Below are 19,327 nucleotides of genomic sequence, written 5' to 3' on the forward strand. Positions count from 1 at the left end.
AGATGCTCAAGAATATGCGAACTTGAGATTAGAAGCACTCCGATTAAATCCAGAGAGTTTTGCTATGAGTTACGAGGAAGAGAAGCTAGATACGAAGAATAAATATAAGGATCGTTTTGCTTCTACACAATCTATGTGGACATTCGGTGCCTTTCATCAAGGTCAGCTGGTCGGCTCGGTCACACTCATACAAGAAACATTGCAGAAATTAAAGCACCGTGCCAATGTGGCAGCGATGTATGTAACGGCTAATGGACGCGGAAAAGGAATGGGGAAGGCGCTCCTGACAAAAGTTCTTTCTTTTGCACGCGAAAAAAAGACATCGAACAACTATATTTAACAGTGGTCACAACGAACGACCCAGCCAAACATCTTTACAAGTCAGTTGGATTTAAGTCGTATGCGGTAGAGGAAAAAGCACTAAAAATAAATGGTGCTTATGTAGATGAGGAAAAAATGGTGCTATGTTTATCATCATTTGGAGGGGATATAAATGAGCCAGCCAGTTATGCGCATCACATTGGCAGCCGGACCAAATAGTGAGCTGGAATCCTTTGCGCTTCGTGCAGCACTTGAAAACTTTGGCGCAAAAGTCGATATGCATTGGATAGGCAGACCGAATGACCTGATTAATGTTTTATCCGGGAGGAATAGAGGCGAGACGGATTTCATTCTTTTATCCTTTCACGGAGAAGAAGGAGCGTTTCTCATGCCGGAGTTAGGAGAAGATGTATACGAAGAGGGTGAGCCGAGAGGTGCTGCTTTTGGTGCGGATGACATAAAGCGGTATGCTTCGTTAAATGGAGTCCACATCATATGTACAGGCTGTACACTAGGCGAAAAAAAGGTGGCAGAAGCTTTTTTAGAAACAGGGGCGATATCCTATACAGCGCCCGATGACTACATTGATGGAAATGCGTCATTTATTTTTGTTCTCACCATGCTGTATGAGCTGGTGAACAACTCAAAGACAGTCAGAGCAGCTTTTGACCAGGCTCGCTCTATTGATGAAGAAACAAAGTTATTCCAACTGTATATGCAAAAATAAGGGCTAAGCGATCAAGCCCTTTTTATATGTCTCTTGTAAAATATGTCGAAAATGTGACAAGTGTGTTTTTTGCAAACTAAAAAGGGGCTGCGAAAAGTCTATCCTACAAACACACGTCATCCAGACAGGACGGCATCACGAGAGGAGAATCATTGTGTCAACGAAAGGGAAGATCAGCCTCGTCCTATGTGGACTTGCAATCGTCATCGGTATCGCTGCGTTTTATCATAACCAGCAGGCAAGCGGGACAGAGAGAAAAAAAGTAGAACAAGATGCGAGCTACAAACAAGTTGAAATTGTCACACTTGTGAATGACGGGAAATTCATGAGATATGCTGTCAACTATCCGCTGTTTCATCAAGAAAAACTAGATCAGGAGATCAAAAGATTTGCAGAGACAGCGTTAGAAAGGTTTAAAACATCGTTTAGTCAAGCGAGTGATGTCAATGAAGAAACACGATACGAATTAAATATCGATTATGAGATCATTCATTATGCCAAGCAAACCGTCGCAATCAAATTCAATACATATGAGGTGAAGGGCGGAAAGCAAGGCGTCAATCAAACGAAGGTGATGAACTTTGATTTCAAGAAACAGACATTTTTATCAATCAACGATATCTTTCTATCAAAGAAGGACAATCTTCAAAAATTATCCAATATGACTTTTGAGGAATTAAAAAAAGATCGAACGCTAGCTGAAAATCAGCCGCTGCTCAAACAGGGAACGTCTCCTGTGGCGAAGAATTATCAGTATTTTGCCATCAAGGATCGCTATATCGAATTCTACTTTCCAAGAGGACAAATCGCTCCAAATCATCAAGGCCCTCAAGTGTTAGCGATTAAGAAAACACTACTGACAGGAATATTAAAACCTGAATATATTAAGAAAGAATTGAACAAAAACGAGAAAAAAGAACCGATTCCAACAAGAAAGATTGTGAAATTGCCAAAACCATCCACATTTCATCCAAATCAAAAAGCCATTGCACTCACATTTGATGATGGGCCCAATCCATCAACGACCTCAAAAATTTTAACAGCATTAAAAGAGAACAAAGGACATGCTACATTTTTTGTATTAGGCAGCAGGGTTCAGTATTATCCCGATATGTTAAGTGAAATCAGAAAGGGTGGAAATGAAATTGGAAACCACTCCTATAACCACCCTTTGCTCACAAGACTTCCTTTAAAACAAGCGGTCAAACAAGTAGAAGACACGCAACAAATCATTGAAAAAGCGAGCGGGTTCACACCGACTCATTTTAGACCGCCATATGGCGGGACAAACAGGCAAATCAACGAAGCTCTTCACATGAAAGTGACCCTTTGGGATGTGGATCCTGAAGACTGGAAATATCGAAACAGCCAATACGTCGCGGACTACATTCTAGCCCATGCATCTAGCGGTGAAACGGTCTTAATGCACGACATCTATGACACCTCAGCCAACGCAGCCGTCACGATTATCAAAGAACTCACCAAACAAGGATATCAATTATTGACGGTGTCTGAGCTTGAGCAGTGGAAGGAAGCGCGTGAGAAGAGAAGTGAATTGAATACGTAATGATGATGCGAATCTTAGTAGATTCGCATTTTTTAAAGCATATTATGAAAATAAAGGGAAATCATGTTAAAGTGAGTGTAGAAAGGGAGGGCTTCGGATGGTATTCATGAGGTTGATTAGCCTATATATGCTGACAGCATTTAGTTTGGGTTTTATCGTTAACTATGTACCTGGTTTGATGCTGCCCATCTATATACTTGCGATGATCGGGCTTATTTTATGTCTCGTTCATATTGCGCTGCATTATATTCATCGAATCAGAAATATGTTGTTTCATGAGAAACGGTAAGAATACTTGCGTACGCTAAGAAACCTCTCTCTAAAAGAGTGAGGTTTTTATTTTTGCGGTTTTTGATGTTCTAACAGTTGTATATTTTTCTCATTTGATTCTTTCATGTGTCTTAATAACGAAACGATACTCCAAGTAAACCAAATGAGGACAATCAGTAAAGTGATGATGATCCACATGCTGGGGCATCCAATCTGCTGAATGCTTCTTTTTGCATGTATCAAGGATACCGTATAATGAATGTATTGAAATGAACAGTTCGTGCTATTTATTCGACAATTGATGTAAACAAAGAGCGATGGAGGTAGATATATTTGAAACGAGTAGATGTAGTATCAGCTATTATTTACGATACGGAAGAAAATATTTTAGCAGTTAAAAATGTAAAGGGATATTGGGAACTGCCGGGTGGGGCTGTAGAAAAAGGCGAACACCTGCATCAAGCCGTGATACGCGAGGTGAATGAAGAGACAGGGTATGTTTGCAAAGTAAATGAAATTCATTCGGTTCGAGAAGCAGTCTTTCAAGACAAAAAACATCATGCATTGATGATCACCTTCTTTGCTAAAATCACCGGAGGGCAAATGGGTATTCTCGATCCGGATCATGATATTGAAGAAGTAAAATGGGTCAGCAAGCAAAACTTTCAAAAGTTAAACCCAAAGTTATATAACTTATTAAAATTAAACGAAGACCCACAAGCTTTTTATCAATTTGAAGGAAATAGAACAGTTGGTTAACAAGTTGATATGGGTATGAAGGAGAGATATGGATGTTTTTATACTACGGCCCCACAGGAGCTTCAGTAGAAAATCCGGGAGAAGAATTCATGAAAAGAATTTTCTTTCAGGAGGGTGAAGAGTATTGGAAACAAGGAAACGGTGAATCTTCCATTGAGATAGAAGAAGATTGGGAAAGTGAAAGTCTAGTTTTCTTTTATACGGAACCGTATGGGTTCTTGATCATGAGATATCCAAATTTTTCGGTCCCTTTTAAAAAGGGAGAAAAAATTGAAACGATCGAGCATTTGGTCGCAGGTGCCCCATTGTATGTGCCGTCGTGTAGCTATGTCAATCGAAATCAAGCTTATCAAATCGTTCACCATTTTTTGACGACAAAAACAGTTCCTGACTTTGTTCAATGGGTTGAGTTGAGGGATATTGATTATCAGTATGATACGAAAAGTTAGAGTGAGCAAGATGAAAGTGAGTACATATGAGAAGTTACATAACTTAGATGAAACTATGCATTTACATGTAGGGTATGATGAACATGGTTTTGATTATGAAGGCGTGTTTTTTTAGAGTTTAGATAGGAAATGTACAAAAGGTTTTTTTGATCAAGTTCCAAGTGAGTAAAGAGGAATATTCAAGCAACTGACAGATCACTATCCTGAATTGAAAATAAAAGTAACATCAGAACGAGATCCAAGTGTCCCGTACCCAAGAGATACTTTATCTTTTGATGTTAAAAATGGTGTTACAGAAAATGTCGTTAAAATAAAAAAATAGAAAAGAGGCTATAGAATGGATTTTATCAATGACCTTAGTGAAGAAGCTAAAGTTGCACTAGGCTTAGCAATAGCCGAAAGAATGTATGCATTTATAGATAAAGAAGATGATGGTTACCACATAGGAGAAAAAGCTTTAGAAGATTGCTGGAAATGGCTTTCTGGTAAAGAGTTAAGTGCAGATGATTTATGTAACTACATAGATAGTGAAGATTATATAGATGTAGCCGAGTTCGCAAATAAAGAAAAAGATGAACAAAAACAATATGGCTGGTATTCAGTATTAGATGCGGTTTCTTATACAGCTTATCAAGCGTATAAACGAGAAAATAAAAAATTTGTTCCGCAAGTGCTAGAGATAATAGATGATGAAACATTGAATACACTTTGGGAAAATGCTATAGAATCAAAAATGATTGATATAGCTGAACTGAAAACCCTAACGAAGTATCTAATTGATCATTATCCTAGCAAATATCAAGATAATAACAAGTTATATTTAATCAACAAAGAGGATCTCCCATTAGGTGATTAAATAGAATACAGCTATTTTTAATAAGTAATACAGAGAGATATTAGATTAGAAAAAAATAAAAAACAGACCTCATATGGTCTGTTTTTTTATCACCCAAAAATGAAGGGGTTCTTTACACCTTTCAAATCACTTCCCCTTCTCCCGCTTCCGTTTCTCCTTCTCCGCCCGGTAAAACTCATGAAACATCTTCATCAGCGCCCGCTTCTCAATCCGGGATACATAGCTCCGCGATATCCCGAGCTCTTTGGCTATTTCCCGCTGCGTTTTCTCTTTCTTTAAGTCCAAACCGAACCGGCCAACGATCACTTCTTTTTCCCGGCCGTCGAGAATGTCAATATATTCCTTTACTTTTTCAAGCTCCATGTTGAGCTGAATGGTATCAATCACGTCTTCATTTTCTGATTTTAAGACGTCAATTAATGAAATTTCGTTGCCTTCTTTATCCTGACCGATGGGGTCATGCAGAGAGACGTCTTTTTTTGTTTTTTTGAGTGCGCGTAAATGCATGAGGATTTCGTTCTCGATACACCGCGCTGCATACGTTGCCAGCTTTGTTCCTTTTCCAGAGGAATAGCTTTCGATGGCTTTAATGAGTCCGATCGTCCCGATGGAGATGAGGTCTTCAGCGTCTTCCCCGGTATTTTCAAATTTCTTGACAATATGGGCGACGAGCCGAAGGTTATGTTCAATCAGCATGTTTCTTGCGTGTTCATCGCCCTGAGCCATGAGGGCTAAGTATTTTTTCTCATCATCTCCCGAAAGGGGTTGTGGAAAGGCATTGTTTTTGACATAGGACACTAAAAACACCAATTCTTTGACCATCAATCCCATCGCTGTAAATACTCCTGCCACGATTTTCACCTCCACCATGTTTAGGCCGTTGCCTATATCCTCAAATGTATGTGAAGGAAGGATTGTCTGTGTCTGTACGATGAAAAAATCATCTTATTTGAAAGAAACGTGCTTCTATGCGTATGTTTTTGCTGCCCCTCTCATATGTTTGCGGTTTCTTTGCGGTGCTTGGCGGTCTAGAAGCGTGCTAAAATATGTAATATTAGACCGAAAAGGAAGGGGTTTTTTCGGAACATGGGGAAGGTTCTTTCTTCACATGTCGGTATGAAAATTAATGAATGGTATCGAATGATACGGCAGTTCAGTGTTCCAGATGCGGAAATCTTGAAAGCGGAAGTAGAAGCGGAAATTGAACGTATGGAAGAGGACCAGCATTTACTGATTTATTATCAGCTCATGTGTTTTCGGCACCAAATTATGCTCGACTATATACACCCTTCAAAATATCAACCTTTCTCAGTATCTAACCTTGTCGATAAAATCGAAAATTCCAATCATGAGTTATCTGATATGCTGCATTATTACCATGCATTTTTTCGTGGCATGCATGAGTTTAGTCAAAAAGAATATTTGGAGGCCGTCAAATATTATCGTATGGCAGAAAAACAGCTGTCTATGGTATTTGATGATATTGAGCAGGCTGAGTTTCATTTTAAAGTAGCAGAAGCCTACTATATAATGAAACAAACGCATGTCTCCATGCACCATATTTTAAAAGCGCTTGAAATATACGATCAGCATGATGCATATTCCATTCGCATTATTCAGTGCCTCTTTGTCATCTCGGGAAATTATCAAGATTTAAAACGTAAAGATCGAGCACTGCCTCACTTGAAAAAGGCGAAACAACTCGCATCCGAAATTGATCACCCGCGCATTTATAGCTCAGCACTCTATAATTTAGGGAAATGTTATGGGGAGTTAGGTTATCGAGAAGAAGCAGAACGATATTTAACCGAATCGGCTGACCTCGCCAAAAAAGAGCTGCTTCCCACGCTGCCTCATACACTTTATACACTGGCCAAGCTGCTTTTTAGACAAAATGAGCAGACTGAAGCAAGGCGCATATTAGAGGATGGGAAATTGGCCGCAAAGAAGCATGAAGACCAGCTGTTCTGTCATATGTTTGAGTATCTGGATGCTTTATATGTTCAGGAAATCAATGAAGAACAACTGCAAAAAACCATTGATTATTTGGAAAAACTTAGCCTATACTCTTATATAGAGGATATCTCACTAGAAATTGCGACAGCCTTAGAAACCTCTCAACAATACCAGAAGTCCAACCAGTATTATCAAAAATTGCTATGGGCTCAAAATCAAATCCAAGAAGGAGAGTGTCTGTATGAATTCTAAGCAACGTTCGACAGTTGAAGAGAGAAACCAAACGTGAGACAAAAAGCGGGCCTGATGGGCCGGCTTTTTTTATGTGAAAAAGAAGCGTAGACGATCACGAAACTTGAATGAATTCATCAGAAAGCGGGCAATTTAATGTGTAATGATGTTCTGTGGAGGCGGTCTGATGAAAGGGTTGCATATCTTGTTATGTATATTGGTAATATGCGCTTTTGTTCCTGGTAACATAGAGGCGCGTACATTAAAAAGAATCGACCTAGAAAAAACGGGACGAGCCTTTTGGGACATGAGAGAGGAACGGAAAAAGATTGCGTTAACCTTTGATGATGGGCCTCATCCGGTATACACAAATCAAATACTAGACGTACTGAGAGAGCATGAAGTGAATGCCAGCTTTTTTGTCATCGGAAGCCGTATTCATGCATATCCCCTGCTCGCAGAGCGGATTGTGAGCGAAGGAAATGAGCTTGGCAATCACACGATGAACCATACGTATTTTGACCTTTTGTCATCGAAAGAAATCAAGCAAGAATTAAAAGAATCAGCGGCTCATATCGCTTCTCTCCAGCCTGGCGGCCCCTTATTATTTCGTCCCCCGGGCGGGCGCTTGACGATGAAGTCATTCCGCATTCTTTCAAAGCAAGGATACGATGTCGTGATGTGGTCCTTTACGCAAGATCCGAAGGACTGGTCTAGGCCAGGTGCACACAAAATTGCCAGCCGTATTATTGAGAATATTCAGGGCGGTGATATCATTCTTTTACATGATGGCGGAGGAAATCGTAAGCAGACAGTAGAAGCGCTGAAGCAAGTCGTACCTGAACTAAAGAAAAGGGGCTATGAGTTTGTGAAAGTAAGCGAACTACTGCACCATAACAGAGATTATCTGCCGGTTCAATTACAATAAGAAACAGTCATTCATTGAAACCAAAAGTCTTGTCGTTTACTATATGAAGAGGGCTTTTGGAGGTGAATGTTGTGAAGAAATTTGTTTTCCTTTTCATCCTGTTATGTGTTGCTGCTGGGTGCTCAAAACCAGTGCAGGAAAGCGTGATTGCATTTGGTGACAGTAACACAAGAGGATCGAACTGGGATTTTCGAGATTATCCCACATCTGAAAAATGGGTGAATCTCATGAAAAACGTCGAGCGTGGCCAAATCAAGGTACAGAATGCCGGGATTGGCGGGCAGACAACAGAAGATGCGAAGCTGCGCTTTGAGCAGGATATTTTAAAACAAAAACCAACTTACGTCCTCATCATGTTCGGTACAAATGATGCGGCGATTCTAGACGGGAAACATCCCCGTGTGACCAAAAAACGATTTAAAGAAAACTTATCCTACTTCATTTCTGAAAGTAGGAAAGAGGGAATTACCCCGATCCTCATGACGTGCGTGCCTGTGGTGGAAGGAGGCAAAAAGGGCTTGTATTATTATTCTAGATATAAGTCATCTTATTTTGCTGAGAGAGGCGGAGCGAGAGCTTGGCAAAACTCATACAATGACATCACAAGACAAGTAGCTGAAAAACAGCAAGTGCCGCTTGTCGACAATTGGAAAGCGTTCATCCGAGAAGCGGGTGAAGATAGTGACAACGCCTTGATTCAGTCTGGCCTCATTGACCCTTCTGGCAATCATATGACACCAAAAGGGGCAAGAATCATTTATAACGAAATCAAAGAGCGTGATGTCATTAAACATTTTTAAATGCAGGCCATCTGCCTAAACAAGACGATCCATCTTGCATATTCTAACAGTATATCTTCCTAGAAGGAGGTAACTGATATGTGGGGATGTCCTTATCCTTACCCTGCGTGTTCGCCTTATCCAGCTCAAGGAGCAGGAATCGGTTACGCTTTTCTTGTTGTGTTCCTTGTCGTCATTTTGGTCGTAGGTGGAGGGTTATGGTTTTGGAATGAACAGCCTTGCAAATAAGACACCTCTTCTTTGATCAGAAGGGGTGTTTTTTACGGAAAATAGTAGTAAGCCTATAGCGCAAGTGATATAATATCAGTCACCTGAGTTTAAAAAGGAGAGTGCTCGGGAGGCATGGTTCCTGGATATATGGAATTAAGAGGAAACAGAGAGCATATGCCCGAGCGAACGTCTTTTCATTTCTGTCTCAATTAATTCAATGAAGTCGCGATTTAAGTTCATTTCATTTGCTTTATAATACGATTCTATAAGTAAATCATCTGACAGCTTTTTCATACTAGAAACCCATATGATGGGAAAAACACCTCCCCTGAAAAAGTTGGCATAAAACTTGAGGAAAAGACATATCATCATAGGTTGATCGAATGTCTTTGAAGTACCTTTAATCTACCATGAATGGGAAACAAGAACAATCGTTCTGTTATCCACATGGTTAAGTGGATAACTTGTGGGTAGAGTGTTTATAATTGAATGAAAGCGTGATGAAATATAGGTGGATAATGTGTGTAAAATTATCCACACCTGTTGAAGGTCCTCATCATATGTCGAAAACTTTTTCATTGTATTCGATAGACAGACAAATTGTGATTTGATTCGACACAATCGCTGAAAAACCAATGGAAGAAAGGGTGCAAATTGTGCTAAAGAAGTATTTCTTACCGGATGAATTTGTGAAAAGTATTTTCCACATTTCGCCGCAAAAACTAAAAGAACGAAATGTAAAAGGAATTATTACGGATTTAGATAACACACTAGTAGAATGGGATCGTCCAAGTGCGACCCCGCGTTTAATTGAATGGTTTCAAGAGATGAAAGATCACGGGATACAGGTGACGATTGTATCGAACAATAATGAAAAAAGGGTCAAGCTTTTTTCTGAGCCGGTTCATATCCCGTTTATTTATAAAGCGAGAAAACCGATGGGAAGAGCCTTTAATAAGGCCGTCGCTGATATGCAATTGAAGAAAGAAGATGTGGTTGTCATTGGCGATCAGCTTATGACAGATGTGCTTGGCGGAAACAGGCATGGCTTCCATACCATTTTGGTTGTACCTGTTGCGGCATCGGACGGATTTTTCACGAAGTTTAACAGGCAGATTGAACGCAGAATTTTAGGAGCCTTAAAGCGTAAGGGCCACATTCAGTGGGAGGAAGAGTAATAATGGAAAAGGTTGTTTGTATTGGCTGCGGTGTAGCCATTCAGACGGAAGATAAAGATCAATTAGGATATGCGCCGGCAGCATCTCTATTGAAAGAAGATGTGATCTGTCAGCGCTGTTTTAGGTTAAAGAACTACAATGAAATTCAGGATGTGTCTTTAACAGAAGACGACTTTTTAAATATTTTACACAGCATTGGCGAGACTGATTCTCTGATCGTCAAGGTCGTTGATATTTTTGACTTTAACGGAAGCTGGATTAATGGACTGAGCCGTATTGTTGGTGGTAATCCCATTTTACTTGTCGGCAACAAGGTAGATATTTTACCGAAATCCGTGAAAAAAGACCGTCTTGTTCAATGGATGAAGCGGGAAGCAAAAGAAAATGGGCTCAATCCGATCGATGTGTTTTTAATCAGTGCGAGCAGAGGACAAGGTGTGCCTGAGGTCATGGAGGCCATTGATCATTACCGTGAGGGCAGAAATGTCTATGTTGTCGGCTGTACAAATGTTGGGAAATCAACATTTATTAATCGCATTATCAAAGAGGTGTCTGGAGAAGAGAATGTGATCACCACATCCCAATACCCAGGGACAACACTTGATGCGATTGAAATCCCGCTTGATGACGGGTCTGCTTTATTCGATACACCGGGTATCATCAACCGCCATCAAATGGCGCACTATGTCGGCAAAAATGACTTAAAGATTTTAACGCCGAAAAAAGAATTGAAACCGAGAACGTTCCAGTTAAATGAAGCTCAAACGCTTTACTTTGGCGGACTGGCACGATTTGATTATGTAAAAGGCGGCAGAACATCCTTTGTCTGCTACATGCCAAATGAACTCAACATTCACAGAACGAAGATGGAGAATGCAGATGACTTATATGAAAAGCATGCAGGTGAGCTGCTTTCACCGCCATCAAAAGAGGGGATGGAAGATTTCCCGCCGCTCGTTCCGCACACTTTCACCATAGATCAGCCAAAAATGGACATTGTCTTTTCAGGATTGGGCTGGGTGACTGCGAATGATGCTGGAAAACAAATCAAAGTGTATGCGCCAAAAGGCGTGCACGTGTTTATGAGACGTTCGTTAATTTAAATGTTCAGAGGGGGAGAGACCTTGAAACCTTTATACGGAGTAATCGGTAACCCTGTTGGCCACTCAATGTCTCCGGATATTCATAATGCAGCATTAAAGGATGCTGGAATTGATGGACATTATCATGGCTTTCAAGTAGAAAATGATGACCTGAAAGATGCGATTAGCGGCATGAAAGCGTTAGGAATCAGCGGCATTAACGTCACTGTTCCGCACAAGGTAGAAATCATGAAGTACCTCGACAAAATTGATGTGACAGCTGAACGCCTTGGTGCCGTCAATACGGTGCGGCTCGAAGGAGATCAGCTCGTTGGGTACAATACAGATGGAGAAGGCTTTCTTCATTCATTGCTTGAAGCGTTGGATCAGCCGTTATCAGAGCTGTCATTTCTCCTGCTTGGTGCTGGTGGAGCAGCAAGAGCGATTTACACGACAATTGCTGAGTATGCACCGAAACACTTTGATATCGCCAACCGCACCATTGAAAAAGCTGAAGCTTTAATTGAAAGTGCCGATGGGAAAATCACATCTCGTGCCATTGCATTAAATACAGCAGAAGAGCGGCTTGGGGAATATGATGTCATCATCCATACGACCTCAATTGGTATGTATCCGAATGTTGAAGAAACCCCAATTTCTTTAGCGAACGCAAAAAAAACAGCGGTCGTTTGTGATATTGTGTATAATCCAATAGAAACAAAGCTGCTAAGCGAAGCAGCCGGGTTAGGTTTGAAAACGGTCGATGGCGTCGGCATGTTTGTTGGTCAGGCGGTAAGAGCCTTTGAACTGTGGACGGGCATTACACCTGACGCCCGAAAAATGAAGTCAATTGTCATAGAGAAATTAGGAGGAACACCATGTTAAAAGGTAAGCAAAAACGTTTTTTACGTGCGCAAGCACATCATTTATCACCTATTTTTCAAGTTGGAAAAGGCGGGGTAAATGACAATATGGTCAAGCAAATTTCCGAGGCGCTTGAAGCAAGAGAACTTTTGAAAGTCAGCGTATTGCAAAACTGCGACGAGGACAAAACAGAGGTTGCAAAAGCACTTGTAAAAGGTGCAAAAGCTGAACTCGTTCAAACGATCGGAAATGTGATTGTCCTTTATAAGGAATCAAAGGAAAATAAACAAATTAAGCTGCCGTAAAGGTGGATATGATATGAAAAAAATAGGGTTGTTCGGCGGTACGTTTGATCCCCCGCATAATGGGCATTTGCTGATGGCAAGTGAGGTGCGTTTACAAGTAGGGCTTGATGAAATTTGGTTTATCCCAAATCACAAGCCCCCTCATAAAACGGGCCGAAAACGAGCAGAGAGTCATCACCGCGTAAAAATGGTGGAAAAAGCGATTCAGTCAAATCCTCATTTTCGAGTTGAGCTTATTGAAATGGAGCGGGAGGGCCCATCTTATACAGTAGATACAGTTGAGCTGTTGAAGAAGCGCCATCCTGAAGATGAGTTCTTTTTTATGATTGGAGCGGACATGGTCGAGTATTTGCCGAAATGGCACAGAATCGATGATTTGCTTCAGATGATCACCTTTATTGGGATGAAAAGACCAGGTTATGAAGGAAGTACGGCGTATCCTCTTTTGTTTGCAGATGTTCCGGCTTTTGATGTATCATCGACATTGATTAGGCAGCGAATGAAGCAGGGGAAACCTGTTGATTATTTGATTCCGAAAGCTGTTGAGTGTTATATAAAGGAGCATCATTTATATGAATCGTGAAGAAGCGTTAAACTGTGTCAAACAGCAGTTAACAGAGCATAGATATACACATACAATTGGGGTCATGGAGACGGCCATTTCATTAGCTGAACGTTTTGGTGCAGATGTGAAAAAAGCAGAGGTTGCGGCTATTTTCCACGATTATGCCAAATTTAGACCGAAAGAAGAAATGAAGGGCATCATCCAGCAAGAACAGATGAACCCTCTATTGCTTAAATATTCACCTGAGCTTTGGCATGCCCCAGTTGGTGCCTATTTGGTCAAAAAAGAAGTTGGAATTGACGACCGAGATATTTTAACAGCCATTGAATTCCATACATCCGGCAGACCGAACATGACATTGCTTGAAAAAGTTATTTATGTCGCCGACTATATAGAGCCAGGACGCCATTTTCCTGGTGTAGAGGAAGTAAGAGAGTTAGCAGAGCAGGATTTGGATCTTGCCTTGATTCAATCTTTAAAAAACACCGTCAGCTTTTTAATGAAAAAGAATCAGCCAGTTTTCCCAGATACACTTGCTACTTATAACTCACTTGTGCAAAAGAACAACTAAGGAGGAATTTTGATGGATGCATCATCAATTTTAAACATCGCAGCTGGAGCGTGCGATGATAAACGGGCAGAGGATATTATTGCCCTGAATATGCAAGGGATCTCACTTGTTGCAGATTATTTTCTCATTTGTCACGGGAATTCTGACAAACAAGTACAGGCCATTGCAAGAGAAGTGAAACACCTTGCAGAAGAAGGCGGCATCGAAGTTAAAAAGATGGAGGGCTTTGACGAAGCAAGATGGGTCTTGATTGATCTAGGAGATGTCATTGCTCATGTGTTCCACAAAGAGGAAAGAGGATACTATAACTTAGAGAAGCTTTGGGGAGATGCGCCGAGAGAAACGCTTTCGCTTGGCATTAACTCATGATTTATCAAGGGTTTGCAGGTGTGTATGATGAGCTCATGACACATGCCCCTTATGATGAATGGGTTCAGTGGATACAGCGGTATATCAAGCCAAATAGTGCGATTATCGATGTAGGTTGTGGAACTGGAGAGATCTCTCTTCGGTTAGCTGCAAAAGGCCACATGGTCACAGGAATTGACCTAAGTGAAGAGATGCTGGCATTTGCGCAGCAAAAAGCACAGGCTCATAAGCAGTCTATTCAATTTTTACATCAAGATATGAGAGAGCTTGAGGGGTTTGAACAAACTTTTCAAGCAGCGGTTATTTGCTGTGATTCTTTGAATTATCTAAAAAACGAAAATGACGTCAAAAAAACCTTTAAAAACATGTTTCAGCTTTTAGAGACAGGTGGGGTTTTATTGTTTGATGTTCATACCCCTTATAAAATGGAAGAGGTATTTCCTGGCTCTACTTATGTCGATCAAGATGAAGAAATCAGCTACATTTGGCAGAGTGATAAAGGGGATGACCCATATTCGGTTATTCATGATTTAAGCTTTTTTGTAAAAGACGGAGACGTGTATGAGCGTTATGATGAAACGCACGAACAACGTACATTTCCTTTTGAAACTTATGCAGCGTTCCTTGAGTCCGCTGGCTTTGAACAGATTGAAGTGACCGCTGATTTTACAAATGAAGCACCTCAGGAATTGGCCGAAAGGTATTTTATTTCAGCGAAGAAACCAAAAACCATCGTTTAATGGACGATGGTTTTTTTAAAACCCTTTTTTCGCTTGTTGCGAACATGTTTAATTTCTGAGATCATCAGTAAACACACTCGGTGGGTATTGATGCGCAACCGCTTCTACATCCTCATCGAACTTGTCATGAGTGTTCTGGAAAAGCTGATGGAACATATCTTGAACACCTGCTTCAAGTGCTTTAATGCCCTCGCCGGTGACGCCGCCTTTTACACACACCTTCTGTTGCAGTGTCGGCAGGGTATACACCCTTTTTTCAATCAAACGGCCAAGTCCTACAAGCATATCTTCTGATAAGGTGGTGGCTTCTTCTTTTGAAATATCCGTTTCTTCAACAGCGGCTTCAATCATTTTCTGAACAAGAAAGCTAATAAAGGCAGGACCGCAGCTGACAATATCTGAGGCTGCTCGTGTGATTGAATGATGAATTTCGATTGGTGTTGAAATGCGGGAAGCGAGTTGTCTGAGCGCTGCTTTTGTCGTGACATTGCATGATGAACCAAATGTTAAAAGTGATGCGCCTGATAATGCGCGGTTGGTGATGCTTGGGATCAGTCTGGCTGTTTGACAAGGAACAATGTCTTGAAGCTGTTCAGGATGAACCGGACTTGTAATGATGACAATGGTTTGCTGTTCTTTTAAAAGTGGGCTCAGCTCTTTTAAAAGCGGATAAATATCAAGTGGTTTGACACAAACAAAGATGAAATCTTTATCTGTTACAGCTCCTGAAAGCTGTTTCGTCACTTCGACCTCTGGGTGATTCTTTTTTATATTGAACGCTTTTTCGATGGTCCGATTTGTAATGGTGATGGATGAGGGATTGACTGCTTTTGATTCAATAAATGCCTCAGTAAGTATGGTACCCATGTTTCCTGTACCGATTAACCCTATATTCAAACGTTCTCCCTCCTTAGACGCATAGGATCTGTTATCTTCTAAACAGTATGTGAAGCAGCGTGAAAATATGATTGAAAGAAGCGTGAACAAGTGAAGCAGCTCATTTCGTTGAAAAAATACAGATTTTATCTGATAGCGGGCATCATCATCCTCCTCATCATCTGTTTCTGCTTTTTAGTAGGAAAAGAGAAAGGCAGCGCTGAGCCAAGTGTATTGAAAGAACAACATGAAACGCGGGTCACATTAGAAGAAAAACAAGAGAGTGCAGAAAAAGAGCCAACATCCATCGTAGTAGAGGTCAAAGGAGCTGTACGGAAGCCTGGCGTTTATGCATTTATGGCTGAGGACAGAGTTGAAGAAGCCATTAAAAGAGCAGGTGGTTTTACGAGCAAGGCAGATACAGTTGACATCAATCAAGCAGCAAAATTAGAGGACAGTATGATGATTTATGTACGAAAGAAGGGGGAAGGTGACAAGCAGGGACAAACAGCAGCGGCTAATGCGCCGCCGGGAAATGAACAGAGCCAAGGGGTGAATGTCAATCAAGCTGATGCAGCGGAATTGCAGACCATTAACGGAATAGGCCCAGCCAAAGCGGAAGCCATCATTGCGTATAGAGAAGAACATGGAGAATTTCAGCAAATTGAAGATTTGCGGAATATTTCGGGTTTTGGAGAGAAGACCATTGAACGGCTGAAAAATCAACTGACGGTTAAGTAGAATTGACGGTATAGAAGAAAGGCATGTACACTTAATACCAACCATCATTCTGGAGGGATCAGCTCGTGGAGAGAATTTCATGGAATCAATATTTTATGGCTCAAAGCCATTTGCTTGCTTTGCGAAGCACCTGTGAGCGGCTAGCTGTTGGGGCAACGATCGTAAGAGACAAGCGCATCATCGCAGGTGGATATAATGGATCCATTGCCGGTGACGTGCATTGTGCAGATGTAGGATGCTATGTGATAGATCATCACTGCGTTCGTACAATCCATGCGGAGATGAACGCTATTTTACAATGTGCCAAATTTGGTGCACCAACAGCTGATGCTGAAATATATGTGACGCATTTTCCTTGCTTGCAGTGCTGTAAAGCGATTATTCAAGCAGGTATTCGAACAGTGTATTATGCGAAGGATTATAAAAATCATCCATATGCTGTTGATTTATTTGAACAGGCCGGAGTTCAAACAGAACAGGTCGAACTAGATGAGATGATTATTGACTTAAAAAACCAAGAAAAATTAGCCTTTGTTGCGGATTTAATAGGCAAACTAAGTGAATCAGGACGTAGCGAAACAGAAATTCGTCAAATGCATGAAAAGGCGAATCAATTATTTACTTCCTATGTTTAAGTATTTGCCGTTCGGGGCGATTTCAGCAGCTGTTGGAATTGCTCTGGCCGCATATCATCTTCATTTGTATTTTCTCCTTTTTCTTCTTGTCTGTCTTCTTTTCAGTCTGCTGAAAAAAACACCCCAGCTCTTTTTAATGGTCAGTTTGTGTGGAACGATCTATATGCTCATTTTTATGGTGCATCAGTCTTTTGAAACGGATCATCCCGTACAAGAAAAATCATTTTCTCATTCGGTTGTGATTGAAACGATTCCGAAAATAGATGGCAATCGCTTTTCAGCGACTGTTTCATCAGAGAATCGTCGACTAGCGGCATTTTATACGATTCAAACGGAGCGTGAAAAAGAAGCGCTAAAAGATGTTGGGCCAGGTATGAGCTGTCATATGACAGGTGAGATGCGGTTGCCCAAACATGCAACCATACCGAATGGCTTTCAATATGATCAATTTCTAAAAACAAAAGGCATTGATGCTATTTTCCTAACGCAGTCTATGAAAAGCTGCACGAAACATGACAGCCCTTCACATTACCTTTCATCTATTAGGCAGAAGGGGTTGAAATTTCTAGAAGATCACGTTCCGAAGAGTTCTGTTGGGATTGTGCAGGCACTTATTTTTGGCGATCGTGATTTAATAGACCCTGATACATTAAGAGATTATCAAATGCTTGGCATCATTCATTTATTAGCCATTTCAGGACTTCATGTTCAAACATTGCTCGCTTGTCTATTTTGGTGTCTACTCCGCGCTGGCGTGACAAGAGAGACAGCGCGTATTCTTTTATTATCCTTTTTGCCGGTTTATGCTTGTTTAACAGGTGCTGCACCATCTGTGTTAAGAGCCTGTCTCATGGCTGGAATTTATTTAGTCATCACAAGCCTGCCAAAAGAAATGAAACAGCCTTCTGCGGTCGTGTTAAGTGCAGCGTTCTTGCTTTTATTAGCCATTCAACCACTTTATATATTTGATGTCGGTTTTCAACTGTCATTTGTGGTGACCTTATTTATTTTGCTATCCACTAGTATTTTATCAAAAGCAAAAAGTTCGGTGATGCAGTTATTCCTTATTTCCTTGATTGCACAGCTTGCTTCGCTTCCTGTTCTTTTATATTATTTTCAACAATTTTCCTTGCTGAGTGTTCCTTTAAATATGATGTTTGTTCCTTTTTATACAATGGTTGTCATGCCTCTGTCCTTATTCTTTTTTCTTTTATCTATCATTTATCTTCCGCTTGGACAAACACTGTTTCAGCTGCTTGATTGGATGATCCAGTTTAGTCATCAATTGTCTGCACACATGGCTGCTTACGATAGTCTTACTCTCATTTTTATGAAATCGACATGGTGGCATGTGCTCCTAGAGGTTTCCTCCATTGTTTTTCTATTCATTGTGATGGAATGTAAAACTTCTATCAAATCTTATCTTGTGCCTATTTTGATTCTCGTTTGTGTGCTGGCTGTACACTATTTCACGCCGAATTTTCTTCAAAAAGGAGAGGTCACAATGTTAGATGTAGGACAAGGGGATAGTTTGTTTATTCAGCTACCTTATCGAACTGGGCATATATTAGTCGATACAGGAGGCAGACTTTCTTTTGAAGAAGAGCCATGGAAAAAAAGACGTAAAGTATCTACAATTGGGGATCAAACGCTTATTCCATTTCTGCATTCTAAAGGCATAGCAAAACTTGATGTCCTCATCCTTACCCATGCAGATCAAGATCATATGGGAGAAGCGATGCGGTTAATAAAGCGAAATAAAGTCAAACGCCTTGCAATCCCAAAAGGCTTTGCTCGAAATCCAGAGGATGCGCAGCTTTTAAAGGAAGCGGCTGATCAACGGATTCCTGTAGATGAGTTGGAAAGAGGGGATCAGCTGAGAATTGGAGGACAAAAATTTGACGTTCTGCATCCAGCTCGTGACCAGGTGACGAGTAAAAATAATGATTCACTGGTCCTCACCTTTACGCTTGGCGGCAAGCGTTTTATGCTGACTGGGGATCTTGAACAAGAAGGGGAACGAGACATCATTCAAGCTTACCCCAAGCTACGAGCGGATGTCTTGAAGGTTGGGCATCACGGGAGTAAAGGATCAACAAGTGAAGAATGGCTTCAGCATTTGAATCCGTCATATGCACTGATTTCAGCAGGTGAACGAAATCGGTATCTGCATCCTCATCAAGAAGTTTTGAAAAAATTAAATGATCATCAAACAAGGGTGTATCGTACAGATATCGATGGAAGTGTGACCTATGAATTTCTTGAAGAGGATGGAACATTTTACGCTCATCCTCCATATGATATCTTACAAAATCAATAAAAAAACT

Annotated in this window: 25 protein-coding genes and 1 pseudogene; 22 read left to right on the forward strand and 4 right to left on the reverse strand. The window is 40.8% G+C overall.

Annotation, left to right across the window (positions count from 1 at the left end; all coding sequences use genetic code 11):
* The first annotated feature begins 22 nt into the window (after positions 1-22).
* From FBF75_RS12235 to FBF75_RS12250, 4 genes and pseudogenes are all read left to right on the forward strand, one after another.
* Positions 23-540, forward strand: a pseudogene (locus FBF75_RS12235) (N-acetyltransferase family protein).
* On the forward strand, positions 494-1,048 hold the full coding sequence (locus FBF75_RS12240; RefSeq protein WP_017358048.1) for a hypothetical protein: 555 nt from the start codon (positions 494-496) through the stop codon (positions 1,046-1,048). Before FBF75_RS12235 ends, FBF75_RS12240 begins: the two are co-directional and overlap by 47 nt.
* Positions 1,049-1,202: 154 nt before the next feature.
* Entirely contained in the window at positions 1,203-2,615 is a 1,413-nt protein-coding gene (locus FBF75_RS12245) for a polysaccharide deacetylase family protein (RefSeq protein ID WP_136944800.1), read from the forward strand.
* A 97-nt stretch (positions 2,616-2,712) separates the two neighbouring features.
* Positions 2,713-2,904 (forward strand): hypothetical protein, encoded by a 192-nt coding sequence (locus tag FBF75_RS12250; protein WP_017367648.1) that lies wholly within the window; start codon positions 2,713-2,715, stop codon positions 2,902-2,904.
* 47 nt (positions 2,905-2,951) lie between these two features.
* Here FBF75_RS12250 and FBF75_RS19935 read toward each other — a convergent pair whose 3' ends face one another.
* Positions 2,952-3,083, reverse strand: coding sequence for a hypothetical protein (locus tag FBF75_RS19935; RefSeq protein WP_017367647.1), 132 nt, complete (start codon positions 3,081-3,083; stop codon positions 2,952-2,954).
* A 135-nt stretch (positions 3,084-3,218) separates the two neighbouring features.
* On the opposite strand from FBF75_RS19935, the gene FBF75_RS12255 reads away from it, so the two are divergent.
* From FBF75_RS12255 to FBF75_RS12265, 3 genes are all read left to right on the forward strand, one after another.
* Positions 3,219-3,644, forward strand: coding sequence for an NUDIX hydrolase (locus tag FBF75_RS12255; RefSeq protein ID WP_017367646.1), 426 nt, complete (start codon positions 3,219-3,221; stop codon positions 3,642-3,644).
* Positions 3,645-3,676: 32 nt separating this feature from the next.
* On the forward strand, positions 3,677-4,093 hold the full coding sequence (locus FBF75_RS12260; protein WP_017367645.1) for a hypothetical protein: 417 nt from the start codon (positions 3,677-3,679) through the stop codon (positions 4,091-4,093).
* 337 nt (positions 4,094-4,430) lie between these two features.
* Positions 4,431-4,949, forward strand: a complete 519-nt coding sequence (locus FBF75_RS12265) for an Imm6 family immunity protein (protein WP_136944801.1) — start codon at positions 4,431-4,433, stop codon at positions 4,947-4,949.
* A gap of 126 nt (positions 4,950-5,075) precedes the next feature.
* Here FBF75_RS12265 and sigK read toward each other — a convergent pair whose 3' ends face one another.
* On the reverse strand, positions 5,076-5,804 hold the full coding sequence (gene sigK, locus FBF75_RS12270; protein WP_034738387.1) for an RNA polymerase sporulation sigma factor SigK: 729 nt from the start codon (positions 5,802-5,804) through the stop codon (positions 5,076-5,078).
* Between the two features lie 231 nt (positions 5,805-6,035).
* On the opposite strand from sigK, the gene FBF75_RS12275 reads away from it, so the two are divergent.
* The 4 genes from FBF75_RS12275 (at position 6,036) to FBF75_RS19685 (ending at position 9,092) form a co-directional block, all read left to right on the forward strand.
* Positions 6,036-7,157: a response regulator aspartate phosphatase gene (locus tag FBF75_RS12275; RefSeq protein ID WP_007501361.1), complete on the forward strand. Its 1,122-nt coding sequence runs from the start codon at positions 6,036-6,038 to the stop codon at positions 7,155-7,157.
* 166 nt (positions 7,158-7,323) lie between these two features.
* Entirely contained in the window at positions 7,324-8,064 is a 741-nt protein-coding gene (locus FBF75_RS12280) for a polysaccharide deacetylase family protein (RefSeq protein WP_079919502.1), read from the forward strand.
* Positions 8,065-8,135: 71 nt separating this feature from the next.
* Entirely contained in the window at positions 8,136-8,864 is a 729-nt protein-coding gene (locus FBF75_RS12285) for an SGNH/GDSL hydrolase family protein (RefSeq protein WP_169476094.1), read from the forward strand.
* A 78-nt stretch (positions 8,865-8,942) separates the two neighbouring features.
* Entirely contained in the window at positions 8,943-9,092 is a 150-nt protein-coding gene (locus FBF75_RS19685) for a hypothetical protein (protein ID WP_003217499.1), read from the forward strand.
* Between the two features lie 135 nt (positions 9,093-9,227).
* Here FBF75_RS19685 and FBF75_RS12290 read toward each other — a convergent pair whose 3' ends face one another.
* Positions 9,228-9,368 carry a sporulation histidine kinase inhibitor Sda gene (locus FBF75_RS12290; RefSeq protein WP_003217327.1) on the reverse strand — a complete coding sequence of 47 codons (141 nt, stop codon included), beginning with the start codon at positions 9,366-9,368 and terminating at the stop codon, positions 9,228-9,230.
* Between the two features lie 362 nt (positions 9,369-9,730).
* Between FBF75_RS12290 and FBF75_RS12295 the strand changes: the two genes are divergently transcribed.
* The 8 genes from FBF75_RS12295 to FBF75_RS12330 are packed head-to-tail and all read left to right on the forward strand — an operon-like array spanning position 9,731 to position 14,748.
* On the forward strand, positions 9,731-10,252 hold the full coding sequence (locus FBF75_RS12295; protein ID WP_008356191.1) for a YqeG family HAD IIIA-type phosphatase: 522 nt from the start codon (positions 9,731-9,733) through the stop codon (positions 10,250-10,252).
* A gap of 2 nt (positions 10,253-10,254) precedes the next feature.
* Positions 10,255-11,355, forward strand: coding sequence for a ribosome biogenesis GTPase YqeH (yqeH, locus tag FBF75_RS12300; protein ID WP_007501357.1), 1,101 nt, complete (start codon positions 10,255-10,257; stop codon positions 11,353-11,355).
* 21 nt (positions 11,356-11,376) lie between these two features.
* Positions 11,377-12,219 carry a shikimate dehydrogenase gene (gene aroE / locus FBF75_RS12305; protein WP_025207652.1) on the forward strand — a complete coding sequence of 281 codons (843 nt, stop codon included), beginning with the start codon at positions 11,377-11,379 and terminating at the stop codon, positions 12,217-12,219.
* Positions 12,213-12,503 carry a ribosome assembly RNA-binding protein YhbY gene (gene yhbY, locus FBF75_RS12310; protein ID WP_008342507.1) on the forward strand — a complete coding sequence of 97 codons (291 nt, stop codon included), beginning with the start codon at positions 12,213-12,215 and terminating at the stop codon, positions 12,501-12,503. Before aroE ends, yhbY begins: the two co-directional genes overlap by 7 nt.
* A 13-nt stretch (positions 12,504-12,516) precedes the next feature.
* Positions 12,517-13,086, forward strand: coding sequence for a nicotinate-nucleotide adenylyltransferase (locus FBF75_RS12315; RefSeq protein WP_025207651.1), 570 nt, complete (start codon positions 12,517-12,519; stop codon positions 13,084-13,086).
* Complete coding sequence (gene yqeK / locus FBF75_RS12320) at positions 13,076-13,639, forward strand: bis(5'-nucleosyl)-tetraphosphatase (symmetrical) YqeK (RefSeq protein WP_035702721.1); 564 nt, start codon at positions 13,076-13,078, stop codon at positions 13,637-13,639. The genes FBF75_RS12315 and yqeK overlap by 11 nt, the downstream gene beginning before the upstream one ends.
* Before the next feature lie 12 nt (positions 13,640-13,651).
* Positions 13,652-14,008, forward strand: a complete 357-nt coding sequence (rsfS, locus tag FBF75_RS12325) for a ribosome silencing factor (protein WP_008342502.1) — start codon at positions 13,652-13,654, stop codon at positions 14,006-14,008.
* Positions 14,005-14,748, forward strand: a complete 744-nt coding sequence (locus tag FBF75_RS12330) for a class I SAM-dependent DNA methyltransferase (protein WP_136944802.1) — start codon at positions 14,005-14,007, stop codon at positions 14,746-14,748. Before rsfS ends, FBF75_RS12330 begins: the two co-directional genes overlap by 4 nt.
* A gap of 48 nt (positions 14,749-14,796) precedes the next feature.
* Here FBF75_RS12330 and comER read toward each other — a convergent pair whose 3' ends face one another.
* Positions 14,797-15,645, reverse strand: a complete 849-nt coding sequence (comER, locus tag FBF75_RS12335; protein WP_045034391.1) for a late competence protein ComER — start codon at positions 15,643-15,645, stop codon at positions 14,797-14,799.
* Between the two features lie 90 nt (positions 15,646-15,735).
* Between comER and FBF75_RS12340 the strand changes: the two genes are divergently transcribed.
* From FBF75_RS12340 to FBF75_RS12350, 3 genes are all read left to right on the forward strand, one after another.
* The gene (locus FBF75_RS12340) at positions 15,736-16,365 is read left to right on the forward strand and encodes a helix-hairpin-helix domain-containing protein (RefSeq protein WP_008342497.1); all 630 of its coding nucleotides are present in this window, start codon (positions 15,736-15,738) and stop codon (positions 16,363-16,365) included.
* A gap of 65 nt (positions 16,366-16,430) precedes the next feature.
* Positions 16,431-17,000: a ComE operon protein 2 gene (locus FBF75_RS12345; protein WP_008342495.1), complete on the forward strand. Its 570-nt coding sequence runs from the start codon at positions 16,431-16,433 to the stop codon at positions 16,998-17,000.
* Entirely contained in the window at positions 16,993-19,320 is a 2,328-nt protein-coding gene (locus FBF75_RS12350; protein WP_136944877.1) for a DNA internalization-related competence protein ComEC/Rec2, read from the forward strand. Before FBF75_RS12345 ends, FBF75_RS12350 begins: the two co-directional genes overlap by 8 nt.
* The last annotated feature ends 7 nt before the right edge of the window (positions 19,321-19,327 follow it).

It is taken from the genome of Bacillus sp. S2(2019) (assembly GCF_005144805.1).
GTDB classification, from domain to species: Bacteria; Bacillota; Bacilli; order Bacillales; family Bacillaceae; genus Bacillus; species Bacillus altitudinis.

Excerpts from the sequence above, each read along its gene's own strand:
- FBF75_RS19935 (WP_017367647.1), bottom strand. The coding sequence starts at position 3,083 with ATGTGGATCATCATCACTTTACTGATTGTCCTCATTTGGTTTACTTGG.
- FBF75_RS12330 (WP_136944802.1), top strand. The coding sequence starts at position 14,005 with ATGATTTATCAAGGGTTTGCAGGTGTGTATGATGAGCTCATGACACAT.
- FBF75_RS12350 (WP_136944877.1), top strand. The coding sequence starts at position 16,993 with ATGTTTAAGTATTTGCCGTTCGGGGCGATTTCAGCAGCTGTTGGAATT.
- FBF75_RS12280 (WP_079919502.1), top strand. The coding sequence starts at position 7,324 with ATGAAAGGGTTGCATATCTTGTTATGTATATTGGTAATATGCGCTTTT.
- FBF75_RS12250 (WP_017367648.1), top strand. The coding sequence starts at position 2,713 with ATGGTATTCATGAGGTTGATTAGCCTATATATGCTGACAGCATTTAGT.
- yqeH (WP_007501357.1), top strand. The coding sequence starts at position 10,255 with ATGGAAAAGGTTGTTTGTATTGGCTGCGGTGTAGCCATTCAGACGGAA.
- FBF75_RS12260 (WP_017367645.1), top strand. The coding sequence starts at position 3,677 with ATGTTTTTATACTACGGCCCCACAGGAGCTTCAGTAGAAAATCCGGGA.
- FBF75_RS12315 (WP_025207651.1), top strand. The coding sequence starts at position 12,517 with ATGAAAAAAATAGGGTTGTTCGGCGGTACGTTTGATCCCCCGCATAAT.
- FBF75_RS12275 (WP_007501361.1), top strand. The coding sequence starts at position 6,036 with ATGGGGAAGGTTCTTTCTTCACATGTCGGTATGAAAATTAATGAATGG.
- FBF75_RS12240 (WP_017358048.1), top strand. The coding sequence starts at position 494 with ATGAGCCAGCCAGTTATGCGCATCACATTGGCAGCCGGACCAAATAGT.
- yqeK (WP_035702721.1), top strand. The coding sequence starts at position 13,076 with ATGAATCGTGAAGAAGCGTTAAACTGTGTCAAACAGCAGTTAACAGAG.
- FBF75_RS12265 (WP_136944801.1), top strand. The coding sequence starts at position 4,431 with ATGGATTTTATCAATGACCTTAGTGAAGAAGCTAAAGTTGCACTAGGC.
- yhbY (WP_008342507.1), top strand. The coding sequence starts at position 12,213 with ATGTTAAAAGGTAAGCAAAAACGTTTTTTACGTGCGCAAGCACATCAT.
- FBF75_RS19685 (WP_003217499.1), top strand. The coding sequence starts at position 8,943 with ATGTGGGGATGTCCTTATCCTTACCCTGCGTGTTCGCCTTATCCAGCT.
- rsfS (WP_008342502.1), top strand. The coding sequence starts at position 13,652 with ATGGATGCATCATCAATTTTAAACATCGCAGCTGGAGCGTGCGATGAT.
- FBF75_RS12290 (WP_003217327.1), bottom strand. The coding sequence starts at position 9,368 with ATGAAAAAGCTGTCAGATGATTTACTTATAGAATCGTATTATAAAGCA.